The organism is Amycolatopsis sp. cg5 (assembly GCF_041346955.1).
Classification (GTDB): Bacteria; Actinomycetota; Actinomycetes; order Mycobacteriales; family Pseudonocardiaceae; genus Amycolatopsis.
The window spans coordinates 941,845-965,202 of the sequence record NZ_CP166849.1; the positions used below are offsets into that span (position 1 = coordinate 941,845).

A 23,358-nucleotide genomic window follows, 5' to 3' on the forward strand; every position below is an offset into this window, starting at 1 on the left:
CGTGACCGCAGCAACACATCGCACGGCGGAGGAGATCGGCCGGACCGAGCAGGGGCCCCGGCCGCTGCCGCCGCTCGGCGAGCAGCGTGCCGCCGCCGATCTGTCCCATGTGGACACGGTGCTCGGCAACGGGCTGCGGGTGCTGGCCGTGCGCAAGGCGAACGTCCCGCTGATCGAGTTCCGGCTGTGGATCCCGTTCGCCGGTGACGACCGCATGCACCCGGCGCGCGCCGAGGTGCTCGCCGAGACGCTGTTCACCGGAACCGTGCGCCGCGACCGCGTCGGCATCGACACCGACCTCGCGCTCATCGGCGGCGACATCTCCGCCGGCGTCGACCCGGAGCGGCTGATCATCTCCGGCAACGCGCTCTCCAGCGGCCTGCCGACGCTGCTCGACGTCGTCGCCGACTCGCTCACCGGAGCGTCCTATGTGGATGCCGAAGTGGCGCGCGAGAAGGAGCGGCTGATCGAACGGATCAGCATCGCCAGGACGCAGCCGCGCACGATCGCCCGCGAGGCACTGCAGAAGCACCGCTACGGCAACCACCCGGCGACCTTCGAGACGCCCGAGGCGACCGATGTCGCCGAGGTGACGCCCGACCAGGTCCGCGCACTGCACACCGCGTCCGTGCTGCCGCGCGGCGCGGCGCTGGTGATCGTCGGCGACGTCGACCCGCAGCAGGTGGTCGCGGACATCGAAAAGGCGTTGTCCGCCTGGGTTTCCGACGCTTCGGCCGTCCGGCTGCCCGCGCTGCCGGAACTGACCGGCGGCCCGGTGCTGCTGGTGCCGCGGCCCGGCGCCGTGCAGTCGCAGATCCGGCTTTCCGCGCAGGCGCTGCCGCGTACAGACCCAGGATACGCCGCGCTGCAGCTGGCGAACCTGGCCTTCGGTGGCTACTTCTCCTCGCGCCTGGTCGAAAACCTGCGTGAGGACAAGGGATACACCTACAGCGCGCACTCCGGCTTCGAGTTCACCGACCAGACGGCGACGGTCAACATCGACGCCGACACGGCCAGCCCGGCGACCGCGGCCGCGCTGCTGGAGACCCGCTACGAGCTGGGCAGGCTCGGGCTGGTGCCGCCGACCAAGGACGAGGTCGAGTCGGTGCGGCAGTACGCGATCGGCTCGCTCGTCACGTCGACGTCCTCCCAGACCGGGCTGGTGCGTCAGCTCACCGCGCTGGTGTCGAACGGGCTCGGTCTCGACTGGCTCGCCGAGCACCCGACGCGGCTCGCGCAGGTCACCGGCGAGGACGTGGAGAAGGCGGCGCTCGCGTTCTTCGCTCCCAAGCGGTTCACCGGCGTGATCGTCGGAGACGCGGACCTGCTCGCGGAGAAGCTGACCGCCGTCGGTGACGTGACCGTGGGTGACCCCGCGGTATGACCGTCCCGTTCCAGCTCGCCGCGCTGCCGACCCTGTCCCGGTCGACGGTGGATCGCCAGGAAAACCTGCGTGGCAACCCCGACCGGCTGCGCGCACGCTGGCCCAAGGCCCGCGTGATGCTGCTCGACGATCGGGGCCGGTCGCCGGTCCGCCTCTCCGAGGCGACACTGGCGACCCGCAAGGCGCTCGACTTCGGCGACGTGCCGCCGGAGGACGCGGTGTTCCTGGGGGAGTGGCAGGACGTCGACTACTGGGCGGCCCCGGGCGAGTGGCAAGGCGAGCCGGAGATCCAGAAGCTGGCGGGCAGCTGGGGCGTGCTCGAAGAGGTCCCGGTCGTCGACGGGGAAGCGTGGGTCGACCTGCGCGGTTACGGCGACCTGCTGGACGACACGTCCGCAGGCCTGTTCACGACCGCGCAGGGCCTGCGGAACTGGCGTCGCCAAGCCCGGTTCTGCGCGCGCTGCGGCGCGGCGACCGAGCTCGTCCAGTTGGGCTGGGCGAGCAAGTGCACCTCGTGCGAGCGCGAGGAGTACCCGCGCACCGACCCCGCCGTGATCTGCCTCGTCCACGACGACTCCGGCGTCAACGGCGCACACGTGCTGCTGGCACGTCAGCCGATCTGGCCGCCGGGCCGGTATTCGATTCTCGCGGGGTTCGTCGAGACGGGTGAGTCGCTCGAAGGGTGCGTCGAGCGGGAGATCCGCGAGGAGGTGGGTGCCGAGGTCTCGGCCATCCGCTACCTCGGGAGCCAGCCGTGGCCGTTCCCACGTTCGATCATGCTGGGCTTCACCGCCCGTGCCGACATGGCCGCGCCGCTCACCCCGGCCGACGGCGAGATCGAGGAGGCACTGTGGGTCTCGCGTGACGAGGTCCGCGCCGCGTTCGCGAACTCGCAGGAACGCAGCGGGCACGCGGTCCCGACCCCCATCGCGGGCGGCCGCGCTTCGATGATCCTGCCGGGCAACTCGTCGATCGCCCGGGTCATGCTCGACGCCTGGGCGCACGCCGAAGCCTGATCGACACTAGTTCGGAAGGACGCCTTCCCTACGCCACATGGCTAGGGGAGGCGTCCTTCGTTTTGGGCGCCGTACCTCTTTCACGCACGTGTCCGCCGAGCGGGAAAGTTCCCAACGAGGCGCACGTCAGCGGCCCTAGTGTGACCGAATCTGCTCGGTAAACGGTTCCCCCGTGAAAAATCTTCACGGACTGCTCATGTCCCGCTGGTCGGGCCTCGAAGCGTTATGCGTCTGTTTCAAACCGGTGTTGACGGCTGTGGTGGCGCTCACTACAGTCCCCGAAATCGTCTGTAAAGTTTCCTAATAAAGTCGGAGAACTAGAGTGAGAGCCGGAAGCCCCCGGATGCTGCGCGAGATGAACGATCGCGCCGCCATCGACGCCCTGCTGAGGGTGGGGCCCTCGACGCGCTCGGAACTCGAGTACGCGATCGGCCTCTCCAAGCCCGCCACCGCCCAGCTGCTCGCCCGCCTCGAAACCGAAGGCGTGGTCGTCAAAGCGGGCGTCCGCGGCGGCGGCCGAGGCCCCCGCGCCCAGCTGTGGACCGTCAACGGCGCACTCGCCTACGTCGCGGCCATCGACCTCACCCCGCACGTCGCCGACTTCGTCATCGCCGACATCACCGGCACGGTCCTCGCGGAGCACCGCGTGCAGCTCCCGGTGCACGCCGGCGCCGACGTCGTCGGTTCCTTCGGCGCCGCACTCGACCTCGTCGCGAAGGCCGCCGGCCTGCGGCGCGCCGACCTGCGTCACGTGGTCATCGGCGCGCAAGGCGCCTGCGACCCGCGCACCGGCCACATAGGATCCGCCCCGCACATCCCCGGCTGGCTCGGCTTCGACGTCCCCACCCGGCTCAGCACCGAGCTGGACATCGAAGTCACCATCGAGAACGACGTGAACCTCGTCGCCATCGAGGAGATGGCCGAAGGCCGGGCCGTCGACCTGCGCGACTTCGTCCTCGTCTGGCTCAGCGAAGGTGTCGGTGGCGCGGTCGTCGTCGGCAGGCGGCTGCTGCGCGGCGCCACCGGCGGCGGCGGCGAAATCGACTGGATGCGCGTCCCGGACCCCGCGTCGGCCAAAACCGAGGACGGCATCACGCGCTCTGGCGCTCGCTTCGGTGAACTCGTGGACTCACCCGCCATCGTACGCCTCGCCAAGGCACACGGGGTGCCAGGCGAAACCGGCTGGGACGCCGTCGCCAACGCCCGCGAGTCCGGCGCCGACGGTTTCCTCGACGACCTCGCCCGCCGCGTCGCAGGCGGCGTCGCCAGCGTGGTCAGCGTCGTCGACCCGGAAGTCGTCCTGCTCTGCGGCGACGTCAGCCGCGCGGGCGGCGACGTGTTCGCCGAGCACGTGGCCGTCCGGCTCCACGAACTCGTGCTTCCCCGCACCCCCGTCGGCCTCGCCTCGGTACAGGGCAACGCCGTCCGCGCCGGTGCGCTTCAGTCCGCCCTCGCCACCGTGCGCGAGGACGTGTTCGGCCTGGTTTCCGCGACGACCTCATCGCTACTCGGGTCACGCAGGACCGCGGAGGGATCACCCGGCGCCGCCGTCGCGATCCCGAGTTCGAGAACAGCTCCACAGTCCCCCGGCATAACCGACTAGGAGGAGGCTCATGCGCTCCATGACCCGGGTCAGAGGAAGTGGTCGCCCACGGCGCGCCCTGATAATCGCCAGCGTGGCGGCATCCGCCGCGATGCTCACCGCTTGCGGTGGGGCCGGCGGTGGCGGCGGCCAGAAGGACGGTGCGGCCGCGGCGGCACCGAACAAGGACGACAAGCTCACCCTGACCGTCTACAGCAAGTTCACCTCGCGCGAGTTCGACATCGTGACCAAGGGGCTCAACAACCTCAAGGCCAAGTTTCCGAACATCGAGATCAAGCACGAGGGCAACCAGGACGACGACAAGCTCACGTCCTCGATCCGCGGCGGCAACCCGCCCGACGTCGCCATCTCGTTCTTCACGGACAACCTCGGCGCCTGGTGCTCCACGGGCAGCTTCATCGACCTGAAGCCCTACATCGAGCGCGACAAGATCGACATCAACACCATCCCGGAAGCGGTGCGCAGCTACACCGAGTTCGATGGCAAGCGGTGCGCGATGCCGATGCTCGCCGACGTCTACGGCTTCTACACCAACACCGACCTGCTCAAGGCCGCCGGCTACGACAAGGCGCCGACGACCACCAGCGAGCTGTTCGAGTACACGAAGAAGCTCACCCAGTTCAACCCGGACGGCTCCATCAAGGTCGCGGGCTTCCTGCCCAACATGCCGTTCTACTCGAACCAGGCGCAGATCTGGGCCCCGAACTTCGGCGCCACCTGGCTCGACAAGGATGGCAAGTCCAACCTGGCGGCCAGCCCGGAGTGGAAGGAGATGTTCACCTTCCAGAAGAAGCTCATCGACTTCTACGGCCACGACAAGCTGGAGCAGTTCAAAGCCGGCCTCGGTGACGAGTACTCGGCCGACAACGCCTTCCAAAAGGGCAAAGTCGCGATGATGTTCGACGGTGAATACCGTGAGGCGTTCATCCACGACCAGGCGCCGAACCTCAAGTTCGACACCGCTGCCCCGCCGGTACTCGACTCCAAGAAGGACACCCGCTACGGCGGCGCCTTCACCACCGGCACCATCATCGCCATCCCCAAGGGCGCCAAGAACCCTGGCGCTTCCTGGGAACTGGTCAAGCAGATGTCGTTGGACACCGCGACCCTGGTCGAGCTGTCCAACGGACTCAAGAACCTGCCGAGCACCAACGAGTCCCTGCACGATCCGGGCCTCAAGGTCACGCCGGAGTTCAAGAAGTTCATGGACATCTTCTCGAGCGGCAAGCTGCTGCCCAACCCGTCGACGAACATCGGTGACGCCCACCTCAAGGCCGTCAACGACTTCGCCGAGCGCTGGCAGGCAGGCAACGAGCCGAACCTGGAAGAAGGCCTGAAGAAGGTCGACGCGCAGATCAACGACGAGCTGGCCCAGAAGCGCGGCGGCGGCTGAGTCCAGTGACCGCGACGTTGAGTCCGAAGGCGGCGAGCTCCTCGCCCGTGTCTGGAAAGGCACGGGCGGGGGGCCGCTCCCGCCGAAAGTGGACATTCCTCGGTTTCATGGCCCCGGCGTTCATCGGCTTCGCCATCTTCTTCGGCTACCCGCTGATCGCCACGGTCTACTACTCGTTCACCCGGTACGACCTGATCAATCCGCCAGAGTGGATCGGGTTCGACAACTACGTGCGGATGTTCACCAGCGAACCGCTGGTCGGCAAGGCCGCGTACAACACACTCTGGCTGGTCATCGTCCTCACGGTGGTCCGAGTCGTGTTCGCACTCGGTGTGGCTTCGGTGATCTCGCGGCTCAAGCGGGGCGTCGGCATCATCCGCACCCTGTGCTACCTGCCCGCGCTCGCCCCGCCCGCGGCGGCGACGCTGGCCTTCGTCTTCCTCTTCAACCCTGAGTTCGGTCCCGTCAACCGGTTCCTGAGGATGGTCGGCGTCGACGGAGGCCTGTGGTTCAACGACCCGGCCATGTCGAAGCCGGCACTGACCCTGCTCGTGATGTGGGGCTCCGGTGAGCTGATGATCATCATCCTCGCCGCGCTGCTCGACGTCCCGCAGGAGCAGTACGAAGCGGCGGAACTCGACGGCTGCGGCCCGGTCCGGAGGTTCTGGCACATCACGTTGCCGTCGATCTCACCGGTCCTGCTGTTCGGCATCGTCAACTCGATCATCTTCGCGCTGCAGTTCTTCACCCAGGCGATCGTGGCGGGCTCGGTCGCGTCCGGCGCCGCCGACGTCGCGGGCAACACCAGGTACATCGGTGCTCCCCAGAACTCGACGCTGACCTATCCGGTTTGGCTCTACGTACAGGGTTTCCGGTACTTCAACATGGGTTACGCGGCGGCGATGGCGGTACTGCTGTTCATCGTTTCGTTCGCGTTCACCGCGATCCTGGTACGCCAGATCCGTAAGGCTTCGACGGCGGAGGAGGGCTGATGATCACGCTGAACGACACCCGACGCCGACCCGTGCCACGCAAACCGATCCTCGAGCGGAAACGGGCCTGGGACAAGCGGCTGTTCTCCATCGCCACCCACAGCACGGGTATCGCACTCGCGGTCATCTTCACGGCCCCGGTGCTGTTCGTCGTGCTGACCGCGGTGATGAAGAGCGATCAGGCGATGACGTCGAGCCTGTGGCCGTCCGAATGGCACTTCGAGAACTTCGTCAAGGTCTTCCAGCAGTCGGACCTGCTGACCTACTTCTTCAACAGTTTCGTCTATTCGGGTCTGGCCACGATCGGCGTTCTCGTTTCGTCGATCCCGGCCGCGTACGGACTCGCGAAGCTTCGCTGGCGGGGCAACACGATCTTCTTCATGCTGGTCGTCGCGGCCATGATGCTGCCGCCACAGGTCGTCGTGGTCCCATTGTACGACCTGTGGGTGCGGCTCGGGCTGACCGGCACGCTGGCCCCGCTCGTTGTGCCGTACTTCTTGTTCGACGCGTTTTCCATCTTCCTGCTCCGGCAGTTCTTCCTCACCATTCCGAAGGACTACCTGGAAGCGGCGAAGATCGACGGGTGCAGCGAGTTCCAGGCGATGACCAAGGTGCTCATCCCGATGGCGAAGCCGGGTATCGCGGCCACCGCGATGTTCTGCTTCCTGTTCACCTGGAACGACTACTTCGGTCCGCTGCTCTACACGGGCGACAGCCGCGAGAACTGGACGATGTCCCTCGCGCTGGCGTCGTTCCGCGGCATGCACCACGTCGAATGGAACCTGACCATGGCGGCAACGGCGCTGTGCATGACCCCGGTTCTCATTCTGTTCGCTTTCGCGCAGAAGTCCTTCGTCAAGGGCATTACATTCACAGGGGTTAAGGGATGAAGTTAGCGGTTGTCGGTGGCGGCTCGACCTACACACCCGAGCTGATCGACGGAATCGCCGGACGGCGCACCACGCTGGACGTCGACGAGATCGTGCTGATCGATCCGGACACCTACCGGGTCGACATCGTGGGCGAGTTCGGGCAACGCCTGCTCGACCACGCCGGTCACCCGGCACGGATCCGCACGACCTCCAACCTGGAGGAGGGCGTCGACGGCGCGTCGGCAGTCCTGATCCAGCTGCGTGTCGGCGGCCAGAAGGCGCGTCGTTCGGACGAGACCTTCCCGCACGCCTGCGGTTGCGTCGGCCAGGAAACGACCGGTGCCGGCGGCCTGGCCAAGGCGCTGCGGACCGTGCCCGTGGTGCTCGACATCGCCGAGCGGGTGAGGAAGGTCGCGGGCGACGACACCTGGATAGTGAACTTCACCAACCCGGTGGGCATCGTCACCCGGGCGCTCCTGCGTGAAGGCCACCGCGCGGTCGGCCTCTGCAACGTGGCCATCCACCTGCAGCGGACGTTCGCCCAGCTGCTGGATGTCGGCGCCAACGACGTCCGGCTGGAGCACACCGGGCTGAACCACCTCAGCTGGGAACGCGGCGTGTACATCGACGGCGTCGACCGGCTGCCCGAACTGCTCGACCAGCACGGCGAATACCTCGCCGAGCACGTCAGCGTCCCGCTGGGCTGGATGCGCCGGATGAACGTCGTGCCGTCGTACTACCTCAAGTACTTCTACTCGCACGACAAGATCGTCGAGCAGCAGCGAACCGAGCGTCCACGTGCCGACGTGGTCAGCGACGTCGAAGAGGAACTGCTCAAGGTCTACGCCGACCCCGAGGTCGTCACCAAGCCCGAGGCGCTCGAGAAGCGCGGCGGTGCGTACTACTCCGAGGCGGCCGTCCAGCTCGTGCACGCGCTCACCGGCGGTGGCCCGGCCGAAGAGCACGTCGTCAACGTGGCCAACAACGGCATCCTGCCGTTCTTGCCAGACGACGCGGTCATCGAGGCGCTTTCCTCCGTGGACGGAACCGGCGCCAAGCCGCTCGCGGCACGTCCGGTCGAGCCGCTGTTCGCCGGACTCATCTCGCACGTCACCGCGTACGAGAACCTGGCGCTCGAGGCAGCACTCAAGGGCGGCCGCGACCGAGTCGCCGACGCGCTGCTGGCGCACCCTCTGGTCGGCCAGTACGACTACGCCGACCAGCTAGCCGACAGCCTGGTCAAGGAGAACCAGCACCTCCTACCGTGGGCTACCGCATGACCGCACTCCATGACGTCGTGATCGCCATCGATGGCGGCAACAGCAAGACCGACGTCCTCGTGGTCGACACCGAAGGCACGGTGCTCGGCAGCTCACGCGGTCCGGGTGCGTCTCCGCAGAACGTCGGGGTCGAAGGCTGCGTCACCGCACTCGAAGGCTTGGTGATCCAGGCGCTCGAGGCGGCGGGCAAATCAACGGTCCGGCCGTTCGCGGTCCACACCTCAGCCTACCTGGCAGGGCTCGACTTTCCCCGTGAAGAGGAAGCCCTCGCCAAAGCACTGACCGCCCGCGGTTGGTCGAAGTCACTGACTCTCGCCAACGACACGCTCGCCCTGCTGCGGGCGGGCACGTCCGATGGCATCGGGGTCGCTGTGGTCTGTGGCGCGGGCATCAATGGCGTCGGCATCGGCAGGGACGGTCGTGAAGCCGGCTTTCCCGCGCTGGGCAAGATCTCCGGCGACTGGGGCGGTGGCTACCGGCTCGGCGAGGAAGCCCTGTGGTGGGCGATCCGTGCTGAGGACGGACGCGGTCCCGCCACCGCGCTGACGGACGCGGTCAAGACGCACTACGGTGCTTCGTCCGTGCTGGAAGTCGTGCAGGGACTGCACTTCGAGGAGATCCACAGCGACACGGTCCACGAGCTGTGCCCGCTGCTGTTCCGGATCGCCTCGGCAGGTGACGCGGTCGCACAGGAGGTCGTCGATCGTTTCGTCGAGGAGGTGAGCCTGCTCGTCGGAGTGATCCTTCGCCGACTCGAACTCACCGAGTCCGCCCCGCAGATCGTGCTGGGCGGTGGGGTGCTGACCGGGGTCGAGCCCTCGGTGATCACCGACATCGAACGGCGTTGTCTCAAGGTGGCGCCGAAGGCGGTCGTCAAGATCGTCGACGTCGCACCGGTGGTGGGCGCCGCGCTCTTCGGCCTCGACACCATCGGCGCCGAAGAAGCGTCGAAGGCCCGGCTTCGAGCAGCTACTCAGCGAGTTTGATCCTCTGCAACACCGCCGCCAGGATCTCCTCCGGGCGATCCGCGGCATTCATGATCCATCCCGGTTCGCCGGCTTCGAGTTCTTCGAGGTCGGCGAACTGGGAGTCCAAAAGTGACGGCGGCATGAAGTGCCCGCTGCGGTGCGCGAGGCGTTCCGCGATCAGCTCCCTGCTGCCGTCCAGATGCACGAATCGAACGCCGTCATTGCCCTCGCGAAGCAGGTCGCGGTAGACGCGCTTGAGCGCTGACGACGTGACCACCCCGCCTCCACGCTCGTGGTCGTGAATCCAAGCGGCGATCGACCGCAACCAGGGCCAGCGGTCTTCGTCGGTCAGTGGGGTTCCCGAGCTCATCTTGGCGATGTTCTCGGGGGAGTGGAATTCATCCGCTTCGGCGTAGGGGACTCCAAGTGCCTCGGCGAGCTTCTTGCCGAGCGTTGTCTTCCCGGAACCTGACACACCCATCACGACGAACACGGTCATCCGGGTAGCCTGCCCCACTGATGGGCTGTCAGGAAACACAGGGGGCATGGTGACCGCGGGGCGCGCGATCGGGCTGATGCTGGGCGTGGCCGCGGACGGGGTACTCGGATCGCCTCGGCACGGTCGCCCGGCGAGCACGTTCGCCAGGGCCGCCCGCGCCCTCGACACCCGCCTGAACTCGGATCACCCGCTCGCCGGCGCACTCCACGCCGGAGCCTTGGCCGGATCGGCGATCCTGCTCGGCGTGCTCACTGAGGGGCTGGGTCGGCGCAGCCCGGCCGCGCAAGCGGCGGGTACAGCACTCGCGACCTGGGCTGTCCTAGGCGCCGCCGATCTCGCCGCCCACGGCACCGCGATGGCCCGCGACCTCGAAGACGGCAAACTCCCGGCCGCTCGCCACACACTCGCCAGCCTCGACCCAAGGGTCGCCGACGAACTCGACACGATCGCCCTCTCTCGGGCGTCCGTCGAGTCACTGGCCGAAAATACTTCCGACGTCGTCGTCGCCCCTTTATTCTGGGGTGCGCTGGCGGGCGCTCCAGGCCTGCTCGGTTCTCGAGCGATCAGCGTGCTCCGCCGCCAGGCGCGTGGCCGCTCCCCTCAATATCGCTGGTTCGTCGCGCGCTTGGACGAGGCTGTCCACCTGGTCCCGACACGCGTCGCCGCGGCGTTGACCGTGACAGGCGCCCCTGTCGTGGGTGGGTCCGCCGAGGGCGCCTGGAAAGCCTGGCGCCGCGACACGATCGCCCACCCCAGCCCTAACGCCGGGCGTGTCGAGGCCGCGTTCGCGGGTGCGCTCGAAATCCGCGTCGGCGGCCGCACGATCTACCCACACGGCGTCGAAGAACTGCCAGTTCTTGGCGTGGGCCGAAACCCGGATGCGGGACACGTGACCCGCGCGGTCGAACTCTCTCGCGTCGTCGGGTGGCTCGCCGCCGCAAGCTCAGTGGTTTTGGCCGGCCTTCTCGGACTGCGACGCAGGCGCTGACTCGTCCTCGGCGAGAATCTCGGCAACGGACTTGCGCCGCTGCTTGTCACTACCGGTCAAGGCACCGCCAGGCTTGAGCTCGCGAATCGTGAAGTACGCCCACCCGAACAGCGCCATCGCCCCGAACGCGATCCATTGCAACGCGTAGGAGAAGAACGGGCCAGCGTCGGTCTGAGGCAGCGGCAGCGCCTTCAGCACGCCCGGCTGGTCGTTGTCGAGCTGGTAGTAGCCCGGCCTGATTTCGAGCTTCGCGGCCCGGCCCACGACTCGCGAGTCGACGACGTAACTGTGCAGCTTGCCGTCGGTCGACGCGTCTGCGAACGCGTCTCGCCCCTTCGAGTCGTTCTCATCCACTCGAATCCGCGTGACCAGGTTCACCGTTCCGGTCGGCGGCGGCGCGTAGTCCGGTACCCGCGACTTGGCGTTCGGCCTGACGTACCCACGGTCGACCAGGATCACCGTGCCATCCGCCTGCTTGAACGGCGTCAGCACCTCGAACGCGGCTTCGCCCTGCACGGTCCGTAGTCGCGCGATGACTTCAGCGTCCGGCAAGTAGGAGCCTGTGACGGTGGCAAGGTGCCACTGCGCCCGCTCATCGGGAGCTGCTCCGTCAGGCAGTAGCTCGCCGAGTGGTTTCGGAACTCCGACGAACGATGCCTGCAATGCGGCGTTCTGGGTCTCACGCTCGGTGCTCCTGGTGAATTGCCAGGGTGCGAGCAGGGCGAAGCACGAGCCGGCGAACGCGAACACCACCAGCGTCAACGCCAGCCACCCAGGCCGGAGCAGGAACTTCAACCGCACACCTCCACGGTAGGCCGTGCCTGGTCAGGCGCGGCAGTTAGGTCCTTGAAGACCCCGAAGATCGGTCCGATGGTCAGCTGTGAATCGTCGAATCGGCATGTCGACCCCTATGCCGCGCTGTGGTGAGGCGGGTCGTGCGCGGTGTTGCTGATCGGCGTCCGCTCGGGATCGAGCCAGGCCGGGGGCACCCACTCGATCCGGTTCTCAGACGCCTGGATCTCCCAGTCGGTGTGGTGGAGCAGATGTCGATCGCGTTCGCAGACCAGAGCGAGATCGTTGAGTTCGACCGGGCCATGCTCGGCGATCCAGCGGGTCATCTGCTGTGGCGCGCACCACTTCGGGCCTCTCGTGCATCCGGGGCGGCTGCAACCACGGTCTCGGATCGCGAGTGCTGCCAGCTGGGCTGGAGAGGCGAGCTCCGCTGGCTGCCCCAGGTGCAAGACCTGACCAGCCGTTCCCAGCACGGCCGGCACCACCCGCGCGTCACAGCACATCTTGAGAAGCTGGGACACGCTGACGGCCTGGTGATCGGCAAGCATCGCAACGCCGGCGCGCCGTTCGAGCTCATCAAGTCCCACGGTCACGGTCATGGTGGTGCGTTCGCTGGCGCTGATAGGCATATCGGGGGCGCGAGCGGCCAGGTCGAATACCGCGGCAACCGCGTCTCCTTGCCGTTCGTCCTTCGTTCGCCGGTCAGGCTTGCCGATCTCATCAGCGGGGTCTGGCTTCGAAAGCGGCGCGAGAACACCTGCCACCAGCGTCGAGGTCTCCGGATCGAAGACGCCCGAGAACTCCATCAGCCCATCGGACGTCACGTTGTAGCTGAATGTTCGGCGAGGCCGAGCCAGCTCCTTCTCCCGAGTCTTCGGGTCTTTGATTTCGACATCCCAGTACGACCTGAATCCGGCTCCGGACTTGCGCACCGTGAACGGACTCGCTTGCCGGGCCAGGGTGACCAGCGCATCCTCGCCCGCTGCGAGCTCAGTGTCGGGCAGTGATTCCGGTGCTCGCGACAAGACTCGCTCGATCTCCTGCAGATGTTCTCGGTTGATCTTTCCCGAAGCCAAGGCAGTCTTGGCGATAGGCATCGCCAGTTTCGCGTGTGCGACTCTGGCTCTTGCCTCCTTATAGGACAGGCGAAGCGCGTTCACGAGGAACACGGATGTGTTGCGATAGCCCTTCGCCGGCGCGAGCGAACGTTTGTCGAATTCGCCGACCAGGTCCACGATGCGCGCGTACTCGCGGCTCAAGGCTTCTTCGGAAGCAAGCATCGCGGCAGTCAGCTCGTCGTCTGACAGCTGCTGCGCGGAGACTGCTTGCTTGGAGGACACGTCGCCACGCTAACCACGAGTGCTGCGGTCGACAAAAATTCGACAAGGCGAAAGTGGCAAAGATGCCGATATTCGAGCGAAAATGTCCAAATGGCTCGAAAATCGAGCATATATGACCAGACGTGAAATTGGCGAATGACCTGGCACTTCTTAGAATTGCAGGGTGAAGGACTACAGTGCCGAGATGCGGCGGGCGGCGGCGAGTGCCTGAGTCAGGTATCCACTGCCAAAGAGAGCTGCGTGCACCAGCAGTGGGAACAGTTGGTGCACGTCGGTCCTGTCTTGCCAGCCTGCTTGCAATGGCGCTCCGGCCTCTGCAGCGGTCTCGATGTAGGCGCCGAGAATATGGTCTAGCAGCGGTGCACCGAAAAGCCGCAGCATCGCGAGATCCGTCTCGCGATGACCGCCGTGCGCGGCGGGATCGATCAGCCATACCTGACCGTTCGCTCCCCAAAGCAGGTTGCCGCTCCAGAGATCGCCGTGCAGCCGTGAGGGCGGTTCTCCGTCGTCGCAGAGCTGGGGTAGTACCGTGCCGACCAAGTCGAATACGTGTGCCTGTTGGGTGGTCATCAACCCCTGGTCAACGCATGACCTGACGTAAGGCTCGATGCGGTACCGCCGGTAGAATGTTGGCCAGTCGGCACAGGGTTCGTTCAGTAAGGGCGCGAGGCCGATTGTGGCGCGTGCAGGCCCGTCAGGCGGAGCGGCGCCGAATGCTTCCGCGCCGCGCAAATGCAAGGCGGCCAGGCCTCTTCCGAATGCCTCCGCGGCCACGTTCGTAGCCGGACCTGTGGCGACAAAATCAGTGGCCAACCAGTCGTCATCAGAACCGTGTACGTGCGGGATCGCCACATCGTCGTGTTCGTTCAACCAGCGCAGGCCTGCAGACTCCGCCGGGCCTGCGGTGCGTTTCAGCACGAAGCGTCTTTCCGCGCTGGTCACGACGTAAACACCCGTGGACAGAGGCCGGATGCTTTCAACCTGGCGGTTGAGAAGGAGCTCGGCTGCCTCCTCGGGCGTCATCCCTGTTCCCGAACCCACTTCAACAGACCCGGAACGGTGCGCTCGATCATCGCCAGCACCTCCGCGAAGCCGCCGTCCGCGCCGTAGTAGGGGTCCGGCACTTCCGCTCCTTCTGGTGCCTCCGGATCGAACTCGCGCAGGAGCCGCACTTTCGACGGATCCGCGACGCGGCTCTGAAGGAAACGCAAGTGGCCCACGTCCGCGGCGAGCAGGAGATCGGCTTCCAGATGGTCGTCGCCGACTTCGGCCGCGATGTGTGAGGTCGGGTAGCCAGAGGCGCGTAGGGTCGCCTGAGCGCGGGAATCGGCAGGTTCACCCGCATGCCACGCGCCTGTGCCGGCACTGCTGACTCGCACGGCCAACCCTTCGCGGCGGAGGTGCTCCTGGAACACGAGAGCAGCCATGGGCGAGCGGCAGATGTTGCCGGAGCATACGAAGCAGACATGAAGCATGGCGCCAGTCTGGCCTATCGCGTCGCGGCCGTAAAACGGTTCAGTCAGTGGTCGTCGCGCTGTTAGCCTTGCGGAGCAGTCCCGGTGCGAGGCCCACGGCTACTTCACTCCTCATGAAACCGAGCCGTAGGCGATAATTTCTCGGGGAAAGCGCAGGCAGATGCGCTCGGTGCGCAGGTCAGGGTTACTGCTGAAGCAAAGCGCTGAGGGTTCGAATCCCGTCCAGGCCTCAGCGGGCCTGGTAGCTCAATTCGGCAGAGCATTTGACATACCTTCACCGACTATTACTCGAGTGAGTCTGTGTGCGTCTCTCACAGGCAAGATGGGTTTGGGGGGCCAAGTTCAACACCGCGGTCCGGACGACCACCTACGAAGGTGGCACCGGTATACGTGCGCGACGTGAAGACCGAACTTTTCCTGCTTGCCGTGTCCAACATGGTCGGCGAGAACACCACTTCGCATTCGATGCACAGTCCATTCAGCAAGGACGGTTCATTGATGTGTTGGGACGTGGTCGCGGTCTTCGGCCTCGCGCTCGCAGCTCGGTGTGCGCACGCGCAGGTGGTTTCGTTCAGCTCAGGGCAGCGGATGTTCAAGCCGCGCAAGCGGGAGTCGCTGCTGGGGATGGTGGACCGTTGGAAGAACGATGGGTACTTTCTCGGCGGCGGCAGCGAGACCGCTGATGCGGTGCGTGGTGACTACTCGGGGCACGACCGAGTGGTCATCATCACCGATGAGCAGGCTGCTCATGGCGACGTCGGTACGAGTCTTCCGGCGTCGGTTCCGATCTACACCCGGAATCTCGCCGGGTACCGATACGGCCACACGCCCGTCGGGGCCGCGGGCCGGTACACGTTCGGTGGGCTGGCCCGACCAGGCCTTCAAGATGATTCCGCTGACCGAGGCAGGGCGAGACCGCTGGATGGCCGTTCTAACCGCATACGGACTGGACCGCCTCTACCAGGGCACGCTGGTGGAGGCGGTCCAGGTGCCGTCGTAGGTCGACCACCCTGGTGGTGATGACAAGACGGAGCTCGCAGGTGTGGCCGGCTCGCACGGTCACCGTGGCGGCGAATTGGTCGAGCAGGCCGGCGTTGAGCCGGTCGATGATCGGCCGGACTTCGGTCGCCAGATCGGGGCGCACCGAGGGCTGTTCTTCCGGATGGGCGGTCCAGCGTGCGTAGAGGCCGCGTTGCACGACCTTGTTCGCTTCGATCTGGTCGCGGAAGAAACGCACGGTCGTGACCGGATCCAGCCCGAGTTTGGCTGCCTTGATCGCGACCTCGTTCAGAATCTGCTGCTCGCGGACAGGATCGTCGATCGGCTGCGTGGTGCCGAACTTCGCCGCGGCGACCTTGTCCGCGATCTGCACCCGCTGTGCCGCCAGGTCTGTCAGCGGCCAGAGTGAGGAAGACGATGGCGTCGAAGCCGCGGCGGGTATGGCGGTGACTGCGAGCCCGCCAGTGGACAGGAGGGCGCAAGCGACCCAGGACCGAACGCGCATGACTTCGGAGGCTACATGCGAAGATCGGCCCATGCCCGCAGTCACCGAAGTCATCACCGCTCTGGAGCAGGCGTATCCGCCGGAGCTGGCCGAGTCCTGGGATGCCATCGGACTCGTCTGTGGTGATCCCGCCGAGCAGGTCGACCAGGTGCTGGTGTGTGTCGATCCGGTCGACGAGACCGTTGAAGAGGCGATCGAGCTCGGCGCGCAGCTGATCGTCGCGCACCACCCGCTGATGCTGCGCGGGGTGCATGGCGTAGCCGCGGACACCACGAAAGGCAGACTGGTGCACCGCATGATCCGTGCGGGTGTAGCCCTGTACTGCGCGCACACCAATGCCGATTCCGCGAGCCCCGGAGTGTCCGACGCGCTCGCCGGGGCACTGGGGTTGCGTGTGCTCAAGCCGCTCGACGCCAACGCGGACGGAGTCACCGGCATCGGGCGCATCGGCGAGCTTCCCGAGACCGAGCCGTTCGCCGAGTTCGTGGCGCGGGTGGCGCGTGCATTGCCGAAGACCGAGCCAGGGGTGTTCGGTGCCGGTGACGCCACACGGCCCATCAAGACCGTTGCCGTGTCGGGCGGAGCGGGTGACAGCTACCTCAAGCAGGCGACGGCGGCCGGGGTCGATGCCTATGTGACCGCCGACCTCCGGCATCATGCGGCCGGAGAACATCTCGCCGGTGGCGGCCCCGCCCTGGTCGGCGTCACGCACTGGGCGAGCGAGTGGCCGTGGTGCGAACAAGCCTCGGGCGTGATCCGCGTTGCCTTCCCCGGTACCGTCGACGTTCACGTCTCCACGCGGCGTACCGACCCCTGGAACATCAGGGCAGAAAACTAGGGAGCACTGTGAAAGCCGAATCCGCCGTGCAGCGTAAACTGCTCGAGCTCGCCAAGGTGGACGCGGAGCTTTCGCGGACCGCGCATCGCCGTCGAACCTTGCCGGAGCTAGCCGAGATCGAGCAGGCGGAGAAGACCGCGCGCGCACGTCGTGACGCGCTCGTCGCCGTGCAGACCGCCGTGTCCGACCTCGACCGCGAGGTCGCCAGGCAAGAACGCGAAGTCGACTCCGTGCGCGCTCGTGAGGATCGTGACCGCAAGCTGCTGGAGTCGGGCACCGTGGCCGCCAAGCAGATGGCCGACATCGAGCACGAGCTCCAAACGCTTCAGCGCCGTCAGACCGCGCTGGAAGACGACGTGCTCGAGCTGATGGAACGCCGCGAGGCGCTCGAACTCGACGCTCAGCGCACCGGTGCCGAGGTCGACAAGGCCGAGCAGGAAGCAGCGGACGCCGTCAGGCGTCGCGACGAGGTGTTCGCCGATCTCGACACCACACAGGCGCGCCGGGACGAGGATCGCGCGAAGCTCCTGCCGCGGTTTCCGGAAGACCTGCTCAAGCTCTACGAGCGAGTGCGGGAGCACAAGGGCATCGGCGCGGCTTTGCTGCGGGCTCGCAAGTGCGGTGCCTGCCAGCTTGAAATGGACCGCAACACGATCAACGAGATCAAGGCCGCGGCCGACGACACCGTGATCCAGTGCGAGAACTGTGGTGCGATCCTCGTCCGGACGTTGGAGTCCGGCCTGTGAAGGTGATCATCGAAGCCGATGGCGGTTCGCGGGGAAATCCGGGTCCCGCGGGCTACGGTGCCGTCGTCAAGGATGCGGTGACCGGCGAGGTGCTCGCCGAACGGCTCGACTCGCTGGGTATCACGACGAACAATGTCGCCGAGTATTCCGGCCTCGTCGCCGGGCTCAAGGCGGCTGTCGAACTCGGGGCGTCCACTGTGGATGTCCGGATGGATTCGAAACTCGTGGTCGAGCAGATGTCCGGGCGCTGGAAGATCAAGCACCCGGCACTCCAGCCGCTCGCGCAGGAGGCGCGCGAGCTGGCGGCCGGCTTCGCCAAGGTGCGCTTCGAATGGATACCGCGCGCCGAGAACTCCTATGCCGATCGCTTGGCCAACCAGGCCATGGATGGGGACGTCGTCAAGGCGCCCACGGCCGTCCGGACGCCGGAACCCACTCGCGTATCGGAGCCCAACCGGTCATCGGCGACGGGGTGGACGGGTGCCACCGGGACACCGACGAAACTCTTCCTGCTGCGTCATGGCCAGACCGCGATGTCCGTCGACCGCCGGTATTCCGGCCGTGGAGATGTGCCGCTGACCGAGCTCGGCCAGGCGCAGGTCGCCGCGGCGGCCAAGCGGCTGGCGGGGATGAAGGGATTCGTCACGGGGGACGAGGTGGCGCCGATCGTCGCTTCCCCGCTGACCCGTACCCGGCAGACCGCTGAGGCCGTCGCCGACGCGCTCGGCGGCCGCGTTGAGACGCATCCGGGTTTCGTGGAGACCGATTTCGGGGAATGGGAAGGCCTCACGTTCACCGAGGCGGCCGAGCGCGACCCGGAATTGCACCGGGCCTGGCTGAGCGACAGTTCGATACCGGCTCCCGGTGGCGAAAGCTTCGACACCGTGCATCGCCGCGTGCGGAAGGCGCGTGATGAGCTCATCGCCCAGTACGGTGGGCGGACGCTGATCGTGGTCAGCCATGTGACACCGATCAAGACGCTGCTTCGGATGGGGCTCGACGCCGGGCCGTCACTGCTGTTCCGGCTGCACCTTGACTTGGCTTCGCTCTCCATCGTGGAGTTCTACCCGGACGGCAACGCGTCCGTTCGATTGGTGAACGACATCTCGCATCTGGCCTAGGCTCGCTGGATAGGGGCGTCCTGGTTGGTCGTGGGCAGGGTGCACGCGCTGGTCATGGCCATACGAGCAGGACAGCGCAAGGAGCGTGGTCGACCACGAACCTCGTATGACGACCAAGGCTCTTCGGGCCAGGACCTGCGTGGTCGCGGGCGCACACGAGCAGATCCACGTCCGCGCAGGCGGCGACCACCTCGTGTTGTGGATGACCTCGCCGTACGGCTGTCTCACAAGGCCGGCCGAGGCGGGCTGCGGCGTCGTCCAGCAGCGCTTGTTCGGCTGGGCCTGTCAGTACCTGCAGATCACGTGCCGGGTCATGGCCGTGCCGGGAGAGGAGTCCGCCGTACGCGTCGCGCATCGCCTCTTCGATGTCCGTGTCGACGACGTGCAACAGCGTGAGCTGCGCGGGCGTCTCCAAAGCACGGACCGCGTCGACGCAGGATGGCCAGGTGCCTTCGCTGAGCCAGACCAGTACCTTCATAGCCGGTCATCGTGTCACGTGAGAGCGAGACCGCACCACAGCGCGACGACGGCGCCTACCAGGGACAAAGGGACGGTCCAAGCGCCGAGGCGCAGGAACTCGCGCAATGCCGGAGTCACGCCGCTGCCGGCGAGCACCCGGCGCCAGAGCAGCGTCGCGAGCGAACCGAGGTAGGTCGCGTTCGGGCCGATGTTGACGCCCAGGAGTACCGCGAGCAGCAATCCCGGGTCAGGATGCGTGCCGAGGACGGACAGCAGGATCAAGGTCGCAGGCAGGTTGTTGACCAAGTTCGCCAGCACGGCCGCGATGACCGCGGTGAGCAGGAGTTCAGCCAGCCCGGTCGAGTTCGGCAAGACCGCGTGGAGCACACCGCCGAGCAGGTGCTCGGACACGGCTTCGACGACGACCGCGAGTCCGAGGACGAACAGGCACAGCAGTGGCGAGGCCTCGGTGACGAGGCTGAGTGGTCGTACCGTGTGGGTGGCCAGCGCGCGGATGGCGAGTATCGCGGCGGCCGCGGCGGCGATCCAGACAGGCTCCACATGGATCAGCGGTCCTATGCCGAAACCCACGAGGGTCAAGGTCAACACGATGAGTGCGAATCTGGGTGTGCTGATGGTCGACCGGGGAACCGCGTCCGATCGGCCGGTAAGGTCGGAAGCGAAGAAGCGCAGGAACACCACGAGTTCTATGCCGATCGAGACCAGCCACGGCAGCGCCATCAGCGCGGTGAAACCGGCGAAGGTCAGCCCCGACGCCGAAAACGCGAGCAGATTGGTCAGATTCGACACCGGCAGCAACGTCGAGGCGGAGTTCGCCAGGTGCGTGCAGGCGTAAACGTGCGGTTTGGCCGGGAGCCGGAGGCTCGTCGCGGTGGCGAACACCACTGGGGTCAGCAAGACCACCGTCGCGTCAAGGCTGAGGATCGCCGTGACGCCGGACGCGGCCGCGAAGGTGAGCAGGAGGAGGCGTTTTGGCTTCCCGTGGCAGGCGGCGGCAAGGCGTTCACCGAGCCAGGTGAAAACGCCGTCGACGCTCGCGAGGTACGAAAGCAGCAGGATCGCGGCGAGGAAGCCCAGTGTGGGCAAGATTTCCAGGGCTCGCTGTACAGCAGCGGCCGGCGATACCAGGCCTAGCGCCAGCACGACGCCGGCCGCGGGCACTGCGGCGACTGCTTCCGGCAAGCCGCGTGGGCGGAGCATGGCGAATGCGAGCACAACTACCAGCAGCGCGAAGCTGCCTACCGCTGCCCAAGTCACGGCCGAAGGTTAGGCCGTGAGCGCGGCGGCCAGCTCGGCGCGGCCGGTGATGCCGAGTTTGCGGTAGGCGCCGGAGAGATGCAGCTCGACCGTGCGCCTGGTCAGGTGCAGGGTTTCGGCGATCTCGCGGTTGGTGAGGCCACGCGCCGCCATCATGGCGATCCGGCCTTCTTGCCGGGTCAGGCCGTGCGCCGTGTCCTTCGTCGTCATCTGGACGGCGTGGAGCTCTTCGTTCGCGCGACGGGTGAGCGGACGCGCGCCGCATTGGGTGCTCAGTTCCACCGCGCGCCGGAGGTCCGCTGTCGCCTGCTCGGTGTGCCCGCGCCGCGCCCGTGCGGCGCCGAGTTCGGCCAGTGTGGTCGCCAGCTGCAGACGTGCGGGTGAGGCCTCTAGCAGCTCGGTGGCCTTGAGCAGAAGGCGCTCCGCTTCTTCGTCCTCGCGGGTGAGCGCCAAGGCCGCCATGGCGCTGCCACGGGCGCGGGGCGTGTCCCATCGGTCCGCCGCGGTGGTGTCGGCGTCGGCGAGTACGGCCGCCAGCTCGGTGCGGTCGAGTATCAATGCCGCGCGGACGGCCAGCGGGCGCCAGGCGGCGAACGCCGGGAACGTGAGGCCGTGGCGTTCGAGGCGACGGCCGCAGTCGAGCAGGTCTTCGAGCCCGGCCTGGGTGTCGCCGGTGGCGACGCGGAGCTTGCCGCGCGCGTAGAGCAGGTAGTTGTGCTGGAAGAGCTGCTTGGTGCCGTCGAAATCGATGCCGGCGAGCAGTTCCTCGGCCTCGTCGGGTCTGCCGAGATCGGTGTAGACCTCGGCCAGGTGGGCTACCGCGAGGACTGCGATCGGGCAGGCGCTGGTGGCTCGGCGTTCGTCGAACAAGCGCAGCAGCGACTCGTAGTAGACGCTCGCCCGGAGGAGCTTGCCTTCACTCTGTAGTGCGATACCCCTGGCGAGTGCTGCCATCGAGCCCTTGCGCAGGTGATAATCGAAAGGCTCGTCGGTGCTGTCGAGCAGGCGGCAGAGGCGATCGGTGAGCGCGGGCTCGTCGGCGAGCGTGGCCGTCACGAGCGTGAAGAAATACGGCTGCTCGAAGAGCTGGCCTTGGTCGCCGGACAACGCGTCGCCGAGATGACGGACCGCCTCGCTCGCGGATTCACCGCGGCGAAGGACCTCGAGCGCCAACAGCGCGGCGTGGGTTCGTCGCAGTTCCGGCTCGGCGTCGGGGCCGGGTGTCCAGTCCTCGCTGAACAAGGGGGCGGGAGTGAGACTGTTCCCCGTCTCGGCCAGATAGATCATGCATTGCAGTGGCCAGGTGGCTTCCGGGCCGCCCGAACTCACCCTGGCCGCGATCAGGCTCGCGGCGGACACGGCGAGCTGGCTGTCGGCGCCGCTGCACAAGCAGAGGATCATCATCATCGCGGTGTGGCTGGCGATGCGATGCGTGTCGATGTGGCCGACGGCTTCGCGCACGCGGGACATCGCCGCGGCCGGGTCGATCCGGTATTCGGCGTGGGAAAGCTGCAATGTGGTGGCGACCCGTTTGCCGGGTGACATCCGCTCGGTGAGCGCGCGCTTCAAGCAGCGGACGGCGAGCTCTTCTTCGCCTTCGAACACGGCCGCCCACGCCGCGTTCCGCAAGATATCGATTCCCCACGGGGTGCTGACGGTGTGCGCCTCCAGCAAATGTGCGGCCACGCGCTTGCCGGGGACGCCGGCGTCGGCGAGCAACTCGGCGGCTCGCGCATGGCTCACCGCGCGGGTCGCCAGCGGAATGTCTTGCAGGACGGAATGTCTTACGAACGAGTAGGTGAAGGTCGGCAATCCCGTATTGGTGAGCAGTCTCAGGCGGACGAGCGTGTCCACGCCCTCCATCGCGACGCGCTCGTCGACACCGGCGAGCGCTGCGATGCGGTCGAAACCGGCGTCCTCGCCCAAGATCGCCACCGCGCGCACGAGCTGAGCGGCGGCGGGGTACACCCGAAGCCTGGCTCGCAGGACCTCGCCGACCGCGGGGGAGCCGACCGTGTGGACATCGGCGCCAGGCGTCAGCCGGACGAGCAGGTTGTTGAGAAGAAAAGGATTTCCGCCGGTGGCTTCGCGGCAGTCGGCTGCCGCTCCTGTGAAGCTCATGGATTTCGCGGCGATGAGACGCGCGGTTTCTTCGACGCCGAGACCGGTAAGCTTGATGATGGCGGGGGAGCAGCCAGCGAGTTCCAGAAGTGACACCTCGCCGGTCAATGTCTGACCCAGAATGGAAGTCAGCACGATCAACACCGGGTATTCGGTCACCCGGTACCGAATGTAGGCGAGGCAACGCATCGACCAGGCGTCGGCGAGATGGATGTCGTCGACGGCCAGCAGCAGTGGGCCGCGCCCGGCCACGTCGCGAACCAGATGGAGAAAACCTTCCAGCGCCGCCGTCTGGTCGTGTTCGGTGCGCGGTCGTTCCTCCAGCGGGGATTTGAGCGGCGCGCCGCCGAGCGCGCGCGTGAGCCCATCGGACAACTGCCTGGTGACGCCGCCGCTGAGGTGGGTCTCGAGGCCCGAGCCCTTCGCGATCACGACCGCGAAGGCCGTGCGTTTCGCGTACTCCGAGAGCGCTTCGAGCAGCGCTGTCTTGCCCATACCGAACTCGCCGACCAGCACCGCGCTGGTGGCTCGGCCGCGGGCGACGCCGTCGTACATGGCGGCCAGCGCGTTGAACTCGTCGTCGCGCCCGAAACGCGGGGCGCCGGCTGGACGCTTCGGTACCGAAGGTCCGCCGTAGGGGCTCTCGGAATTTGCTTCGGTACGCACCGTAGAGACCTTCGTGTCGGCTT

The 23,358-nt window shown here is 66.9% G+C and carries 22 protein-coding genes; 12 read left to right on the forward strand and 10 right to left on the reverse strand.

What is annotated here, in order from left to right; genetic code table 11:
* Position 1: 1 nt before the first annotated feature.
* From AB5J62_RS04745 to AB5J62_RS04780, 8 genes are all read left to right on the forward strand, one after another.
* The gene (locus tag AB5J62_RS04745) at positions 2 to 1,384 is read left to right on the forward strand and encodes a M16 family metallopeptidase (RefSeq protein ID WP_370946885.1); all 1,383 of its coding nucleotides are present in this window, start codon (positions 2 to 4) and stop codon (positions 1,382 to 1,384) included.
* The gene (gene nudC / locus AB5J62_RS04750) at positions 1,381 to 2,400 is read left to right on the forward strand and encodes an NAD(+) diphosphatase (RefSeq protein WP_370946886.1); all 1,020 of its coding nucleotides are present in this window, start codon (positions 1,381 to 1,383) and stop codon (positions 2,398 to 2,400) included. Before AB5J62_RS04745 ends, nudC begins: the two co-directional genes overlap by 4 nt.
* A gap of 343 nt (positions 2,401 to 2,743) precedes the next feature.
* The gene (locus AB5J62_RS04755; RefSeq protein ID WP_370950182.1) at positions 2,744 to 4,003 is read left to right on the forward strand and encodes an ROK family protein; all 1,260 of its coding nucleotides are present in this window, start codon (positions 2,744 to 2,746) and stop codon (positions 4,001 to 4,003) included.
* A 10-nt stretch (positions 4,004 to 4,013) separates the two neighbouring features.
* Entirely contained in the window at positions 4,014 to 5,396 is a 1,383-nt protein-coding gene (locus AB5J62_RS04760; RefSeq protein ID WP_370946887.1) for an extracellular solute-binding protein, read from the forward strand.
* Positions 5,397 to 5,401: 5 nt separating this feature from the next.
* Entirely contained in the window at positions 5,402 to 6,388 is a 987-nt protein-coding gene (locus AB5J62_RS04765; RefSeq protein ID WP_370946888.1) for a carbohydrate ABC transporter permease, read from the forward strand.
* On the forward strand, positions 6,388 to 7,278 hold the full coding sequence (locus AB5J62_RS04770; RefSeq protein ID WP_370946889.1) for a carbohydrate ABC transporter permease: 891 nt from the start codon (positions 6,388 to 6,390) through the stop codon (positions 7,276 to 7,278). Before AB5J62_RS04765 ends, AB5J62_RS04770 begins: the two co-directional genes overlap by 1 nt.
* Positions 7,275 to 8,540: a 6-phospho-beta-glucosidase gene (locus AB5J62_RS04775; protein ID WP_370946890.1), complete on the forward strand. Its 1,266-nt coding sequence runs from the start codon at positions 7,275 to 7,277 to the stop codon at positions 8,538 to 8,540. Before AB5J62_RS04770 ends, AB5J62_RS04775 begins: the two co-directional genes overlap by 4 nt.
* Entirely contained in the window at positions 8,537 to 9,526 is a 990-nt protein-coding gene (locus tag AB5J62_RS04780) for an N-acetylglucosamine kinase (protein WP_370946891.1), read from the forward strand. Before AB5J62_RS04775 ends, AB5J62_RS04780 begins: the two co-directional genes overlap by 4 nt.
* Here the strand turns inward: AB5J62_RS04780 and AB5J62_RS04785 are convergent.
* On the reverse strand, positions 9,510 to 10,007 hold the full coding sequence (locus tag AB5J62_RS04785; protein WP_370946892.1) for a gluconokinase: 498 nt from the start codon (positions 10,005 to 10,007) through the stop codon (positions 9,510 to 9,512). The two genes, AB5J62_RS04780 and AB5J62_RS04785, sit on opposite strands and share 17 nt — an antisense overlap.
* A gap of 49 nt (positions 10,008 to 10,056) precedes the next feature.
* On the opposite strand from AB5J62_RS04785, the gene AB5J62_RS04790 reads away from it, so the two are divergent.
* Positions 10,057 to 10,995: a cobalamin biosynthesis protein gene (locus tag AB5J62_RS04790; RefSeq protein ID WP_370950183.1), complete on the forward strand. Its 939-nt coding sequence runs from the start codon at positions 10,057 to 10,059 to the stop codon at positions 10,993 to 10,995.
* Here the strand turns inward: AB5J62_RS04790 and AB5J62_RS04795 are convergent.
* From AB5J62_RS04795 to AB5J62_RS04820, 6 genes are all read right to left on the reverse strand, one after another.
* Positions 10,951 to 11,796 carry an SURF1 family protein gene (locus AB5J62_RS04795; RefSeq protein ID WP_370946893.1) on the reverse strand — a complete coding sequence of 282 codons (846 nt, stop codon included), beginning with the start codon at positions 11,794 to 11,796 and terminating at the stop codon, positions 10,951 to 10,953. The two genes, AB5J62_RS04790 and AB5J62_RS04795, sit on opposite strands and share 45 nt — an antisense overlap.
* A gap of 107 nt (positions 11,797 to 11,903) precedes the next feature.
* Positions 11,904 to 13,127: a DUF222 domain-containing protein gene (locus AB5J62_RS04800; protein ID WP_370946894.1), complete on the reverse strand. Its 1,224-nt coding sequence runs from the start codon at positions 13,125 to 13,127 to the stop codon at positions 11,904 to 11,906.
* Between the two features lie 171 nt (positions 13,128 to 13,298).
* Complete coding sequence (locus AB5J62_RS04805; RefSeq protein ID WP_370946895.1) at positions 13,299 to 14,150, reverse strand: fructosamine kinase family protein; 852 nt, start codon at positions 14,148 to 14,150, stop codon at positions 13,299 to 13,301.
* Positions 14,147 to 14,602: a low molecular weight protein-tyrosine-phosphatase gene (locus AB5J62_RS04810; protein WP_370946896.1), complete on the reverse strand. Its 456-nt coding sequence runs from the start codon at positions 14,600 to 14,602 to the stop codon at positions 14,147 to 14,149. The genes AB5J62_RS04805 and AB5J62_RS04810 overlap by 4 nt, the downstream gene beginning before the upstream one ends.
* A gap of 576 nt (positions 14,603 to 15,178) precedes the next feature.
* Positions 15,179 to 15,352 (reverse strand): hypothetical protein, encoded by a 174-nt coding sequence (locus AB5J62_RS04815; protein WP_370946897.1) that lies wholly within the window; start codon positions 15,350 to 15,352, stop codon positions 15,179 to 15,181.
* Positions 15,353 to 15,533: 181 nt separating this feature from the next.
* Positions 15,534 to 16,106, reverse strand: coding sequence for a chorismate mutase (locus AB5J62_RS04820; RefSeq protein ID WP_370946898.1), 573 nt, complete (start codon positions 16,104 to 16,106; stop codon positions 15,534 to 15,536).
* A 31-nt stretch (positions 16,107 to 16,137) separates the two neighbouring features.
* Between AB5J62_RS04820 and AB5J62_RS04825 the strand changes: the two genes are divergently transcribed.
* The 3 genes from AB5J62_RS04825 to AB5J62_RS04835 are packed head-to-tail and all read left to right on the forward strand — an operon-like array spanning position 16,138 to position 18,811.
* The gene (locus AB5J62_RS04825; protein ID WP_370946899.1) at positions 16,138 to 16,944 is read left to right on the forward strand and encodes a Nif3-like dinuclear metal center hexameric protein; all 807 of its coding nucleotides are present in this window, start codon (positions 16,138 to 16,140) and stop codon (positions 16,942 to 16,944) included.
* Positions 16,945 to 16,952: 8 nt separating this feature from the next.
* On the forward strand, positions 16,953 to 17,690 hold the full coding sequence (locus tag AB5J62_RS04830) for a zinc ribbon domain-containing protein (protein ID WP_370946900.1): 738 nt from the start codon (positions 16,953 to 16,955) through the stop codon (positions 17,688 to 17,690).
* Between the two features lie 2 nt (positions 17,691 to 17,692).
* A complete protein-coding gene (locus AB5J62_RS04835) occupies positions 17,693 to 18,811 on the forward strand; it encodes a bifunctional RNase H/acid phosphatase (protein ID WP_370950184.1) in 1,119 nt (372 codons plus the stop codon).
* Positions 18,812 to 18,863: 52 nt separating this feature from the next.
* Here AB5J62_RS04835 and AB5J62_RS04840 read toward each other — a convergent pair whose 3' ends face one another.
* Genes AB5J62_RS04840 through AB5J62_RS04850 form a run of 3 tightly spaced genes read right to left on the reverse strand, consistent with a single transcriptional unit; the run spans position 18,864 to position 23,335 of the window.
* The gene (locus AB5J62_RS04840) at positions 18,864 to 19,289 is read right to left on the reverse strand and encodes a universal stress protein (protein WP_370946901.1); all 426 of its coding nucleotides are present in this window, start codon (positions 19,287 to 19,289) and stop codon (positions 18,864 to 18,866) included.
* A gap of 14 nt (positions 19,290 to 19,303) precedes the next feature.
* Positions 19,304 to 20,548, reverse strand: coding sequence for an ArsB/NhaD family transporter (locus tag AB5J62_RS04845; RefSeq protein WP_370946902.1), 1,245 nt, complete (start codon positions 20,546 to 20,548; stop codon positions 19,304 to 19,306).
* 9 nt (positions 20,549 to 20,557) lie between these two features.
* Positions 20,558 to 23,335: a BREX system ATP-binding domain-containing protein gene (locus AB5J62_RS04850; protein ID WP_370946903.1), complete on the reverse strand. Its 2,778-nt coding sequence runs from the start codon at positions 23,333 to 23,335 to the stop codon at positions 20,558 to 20,560.
* Positions 23,336 to 23,358 lie beyond the last annotated feature (23 nt).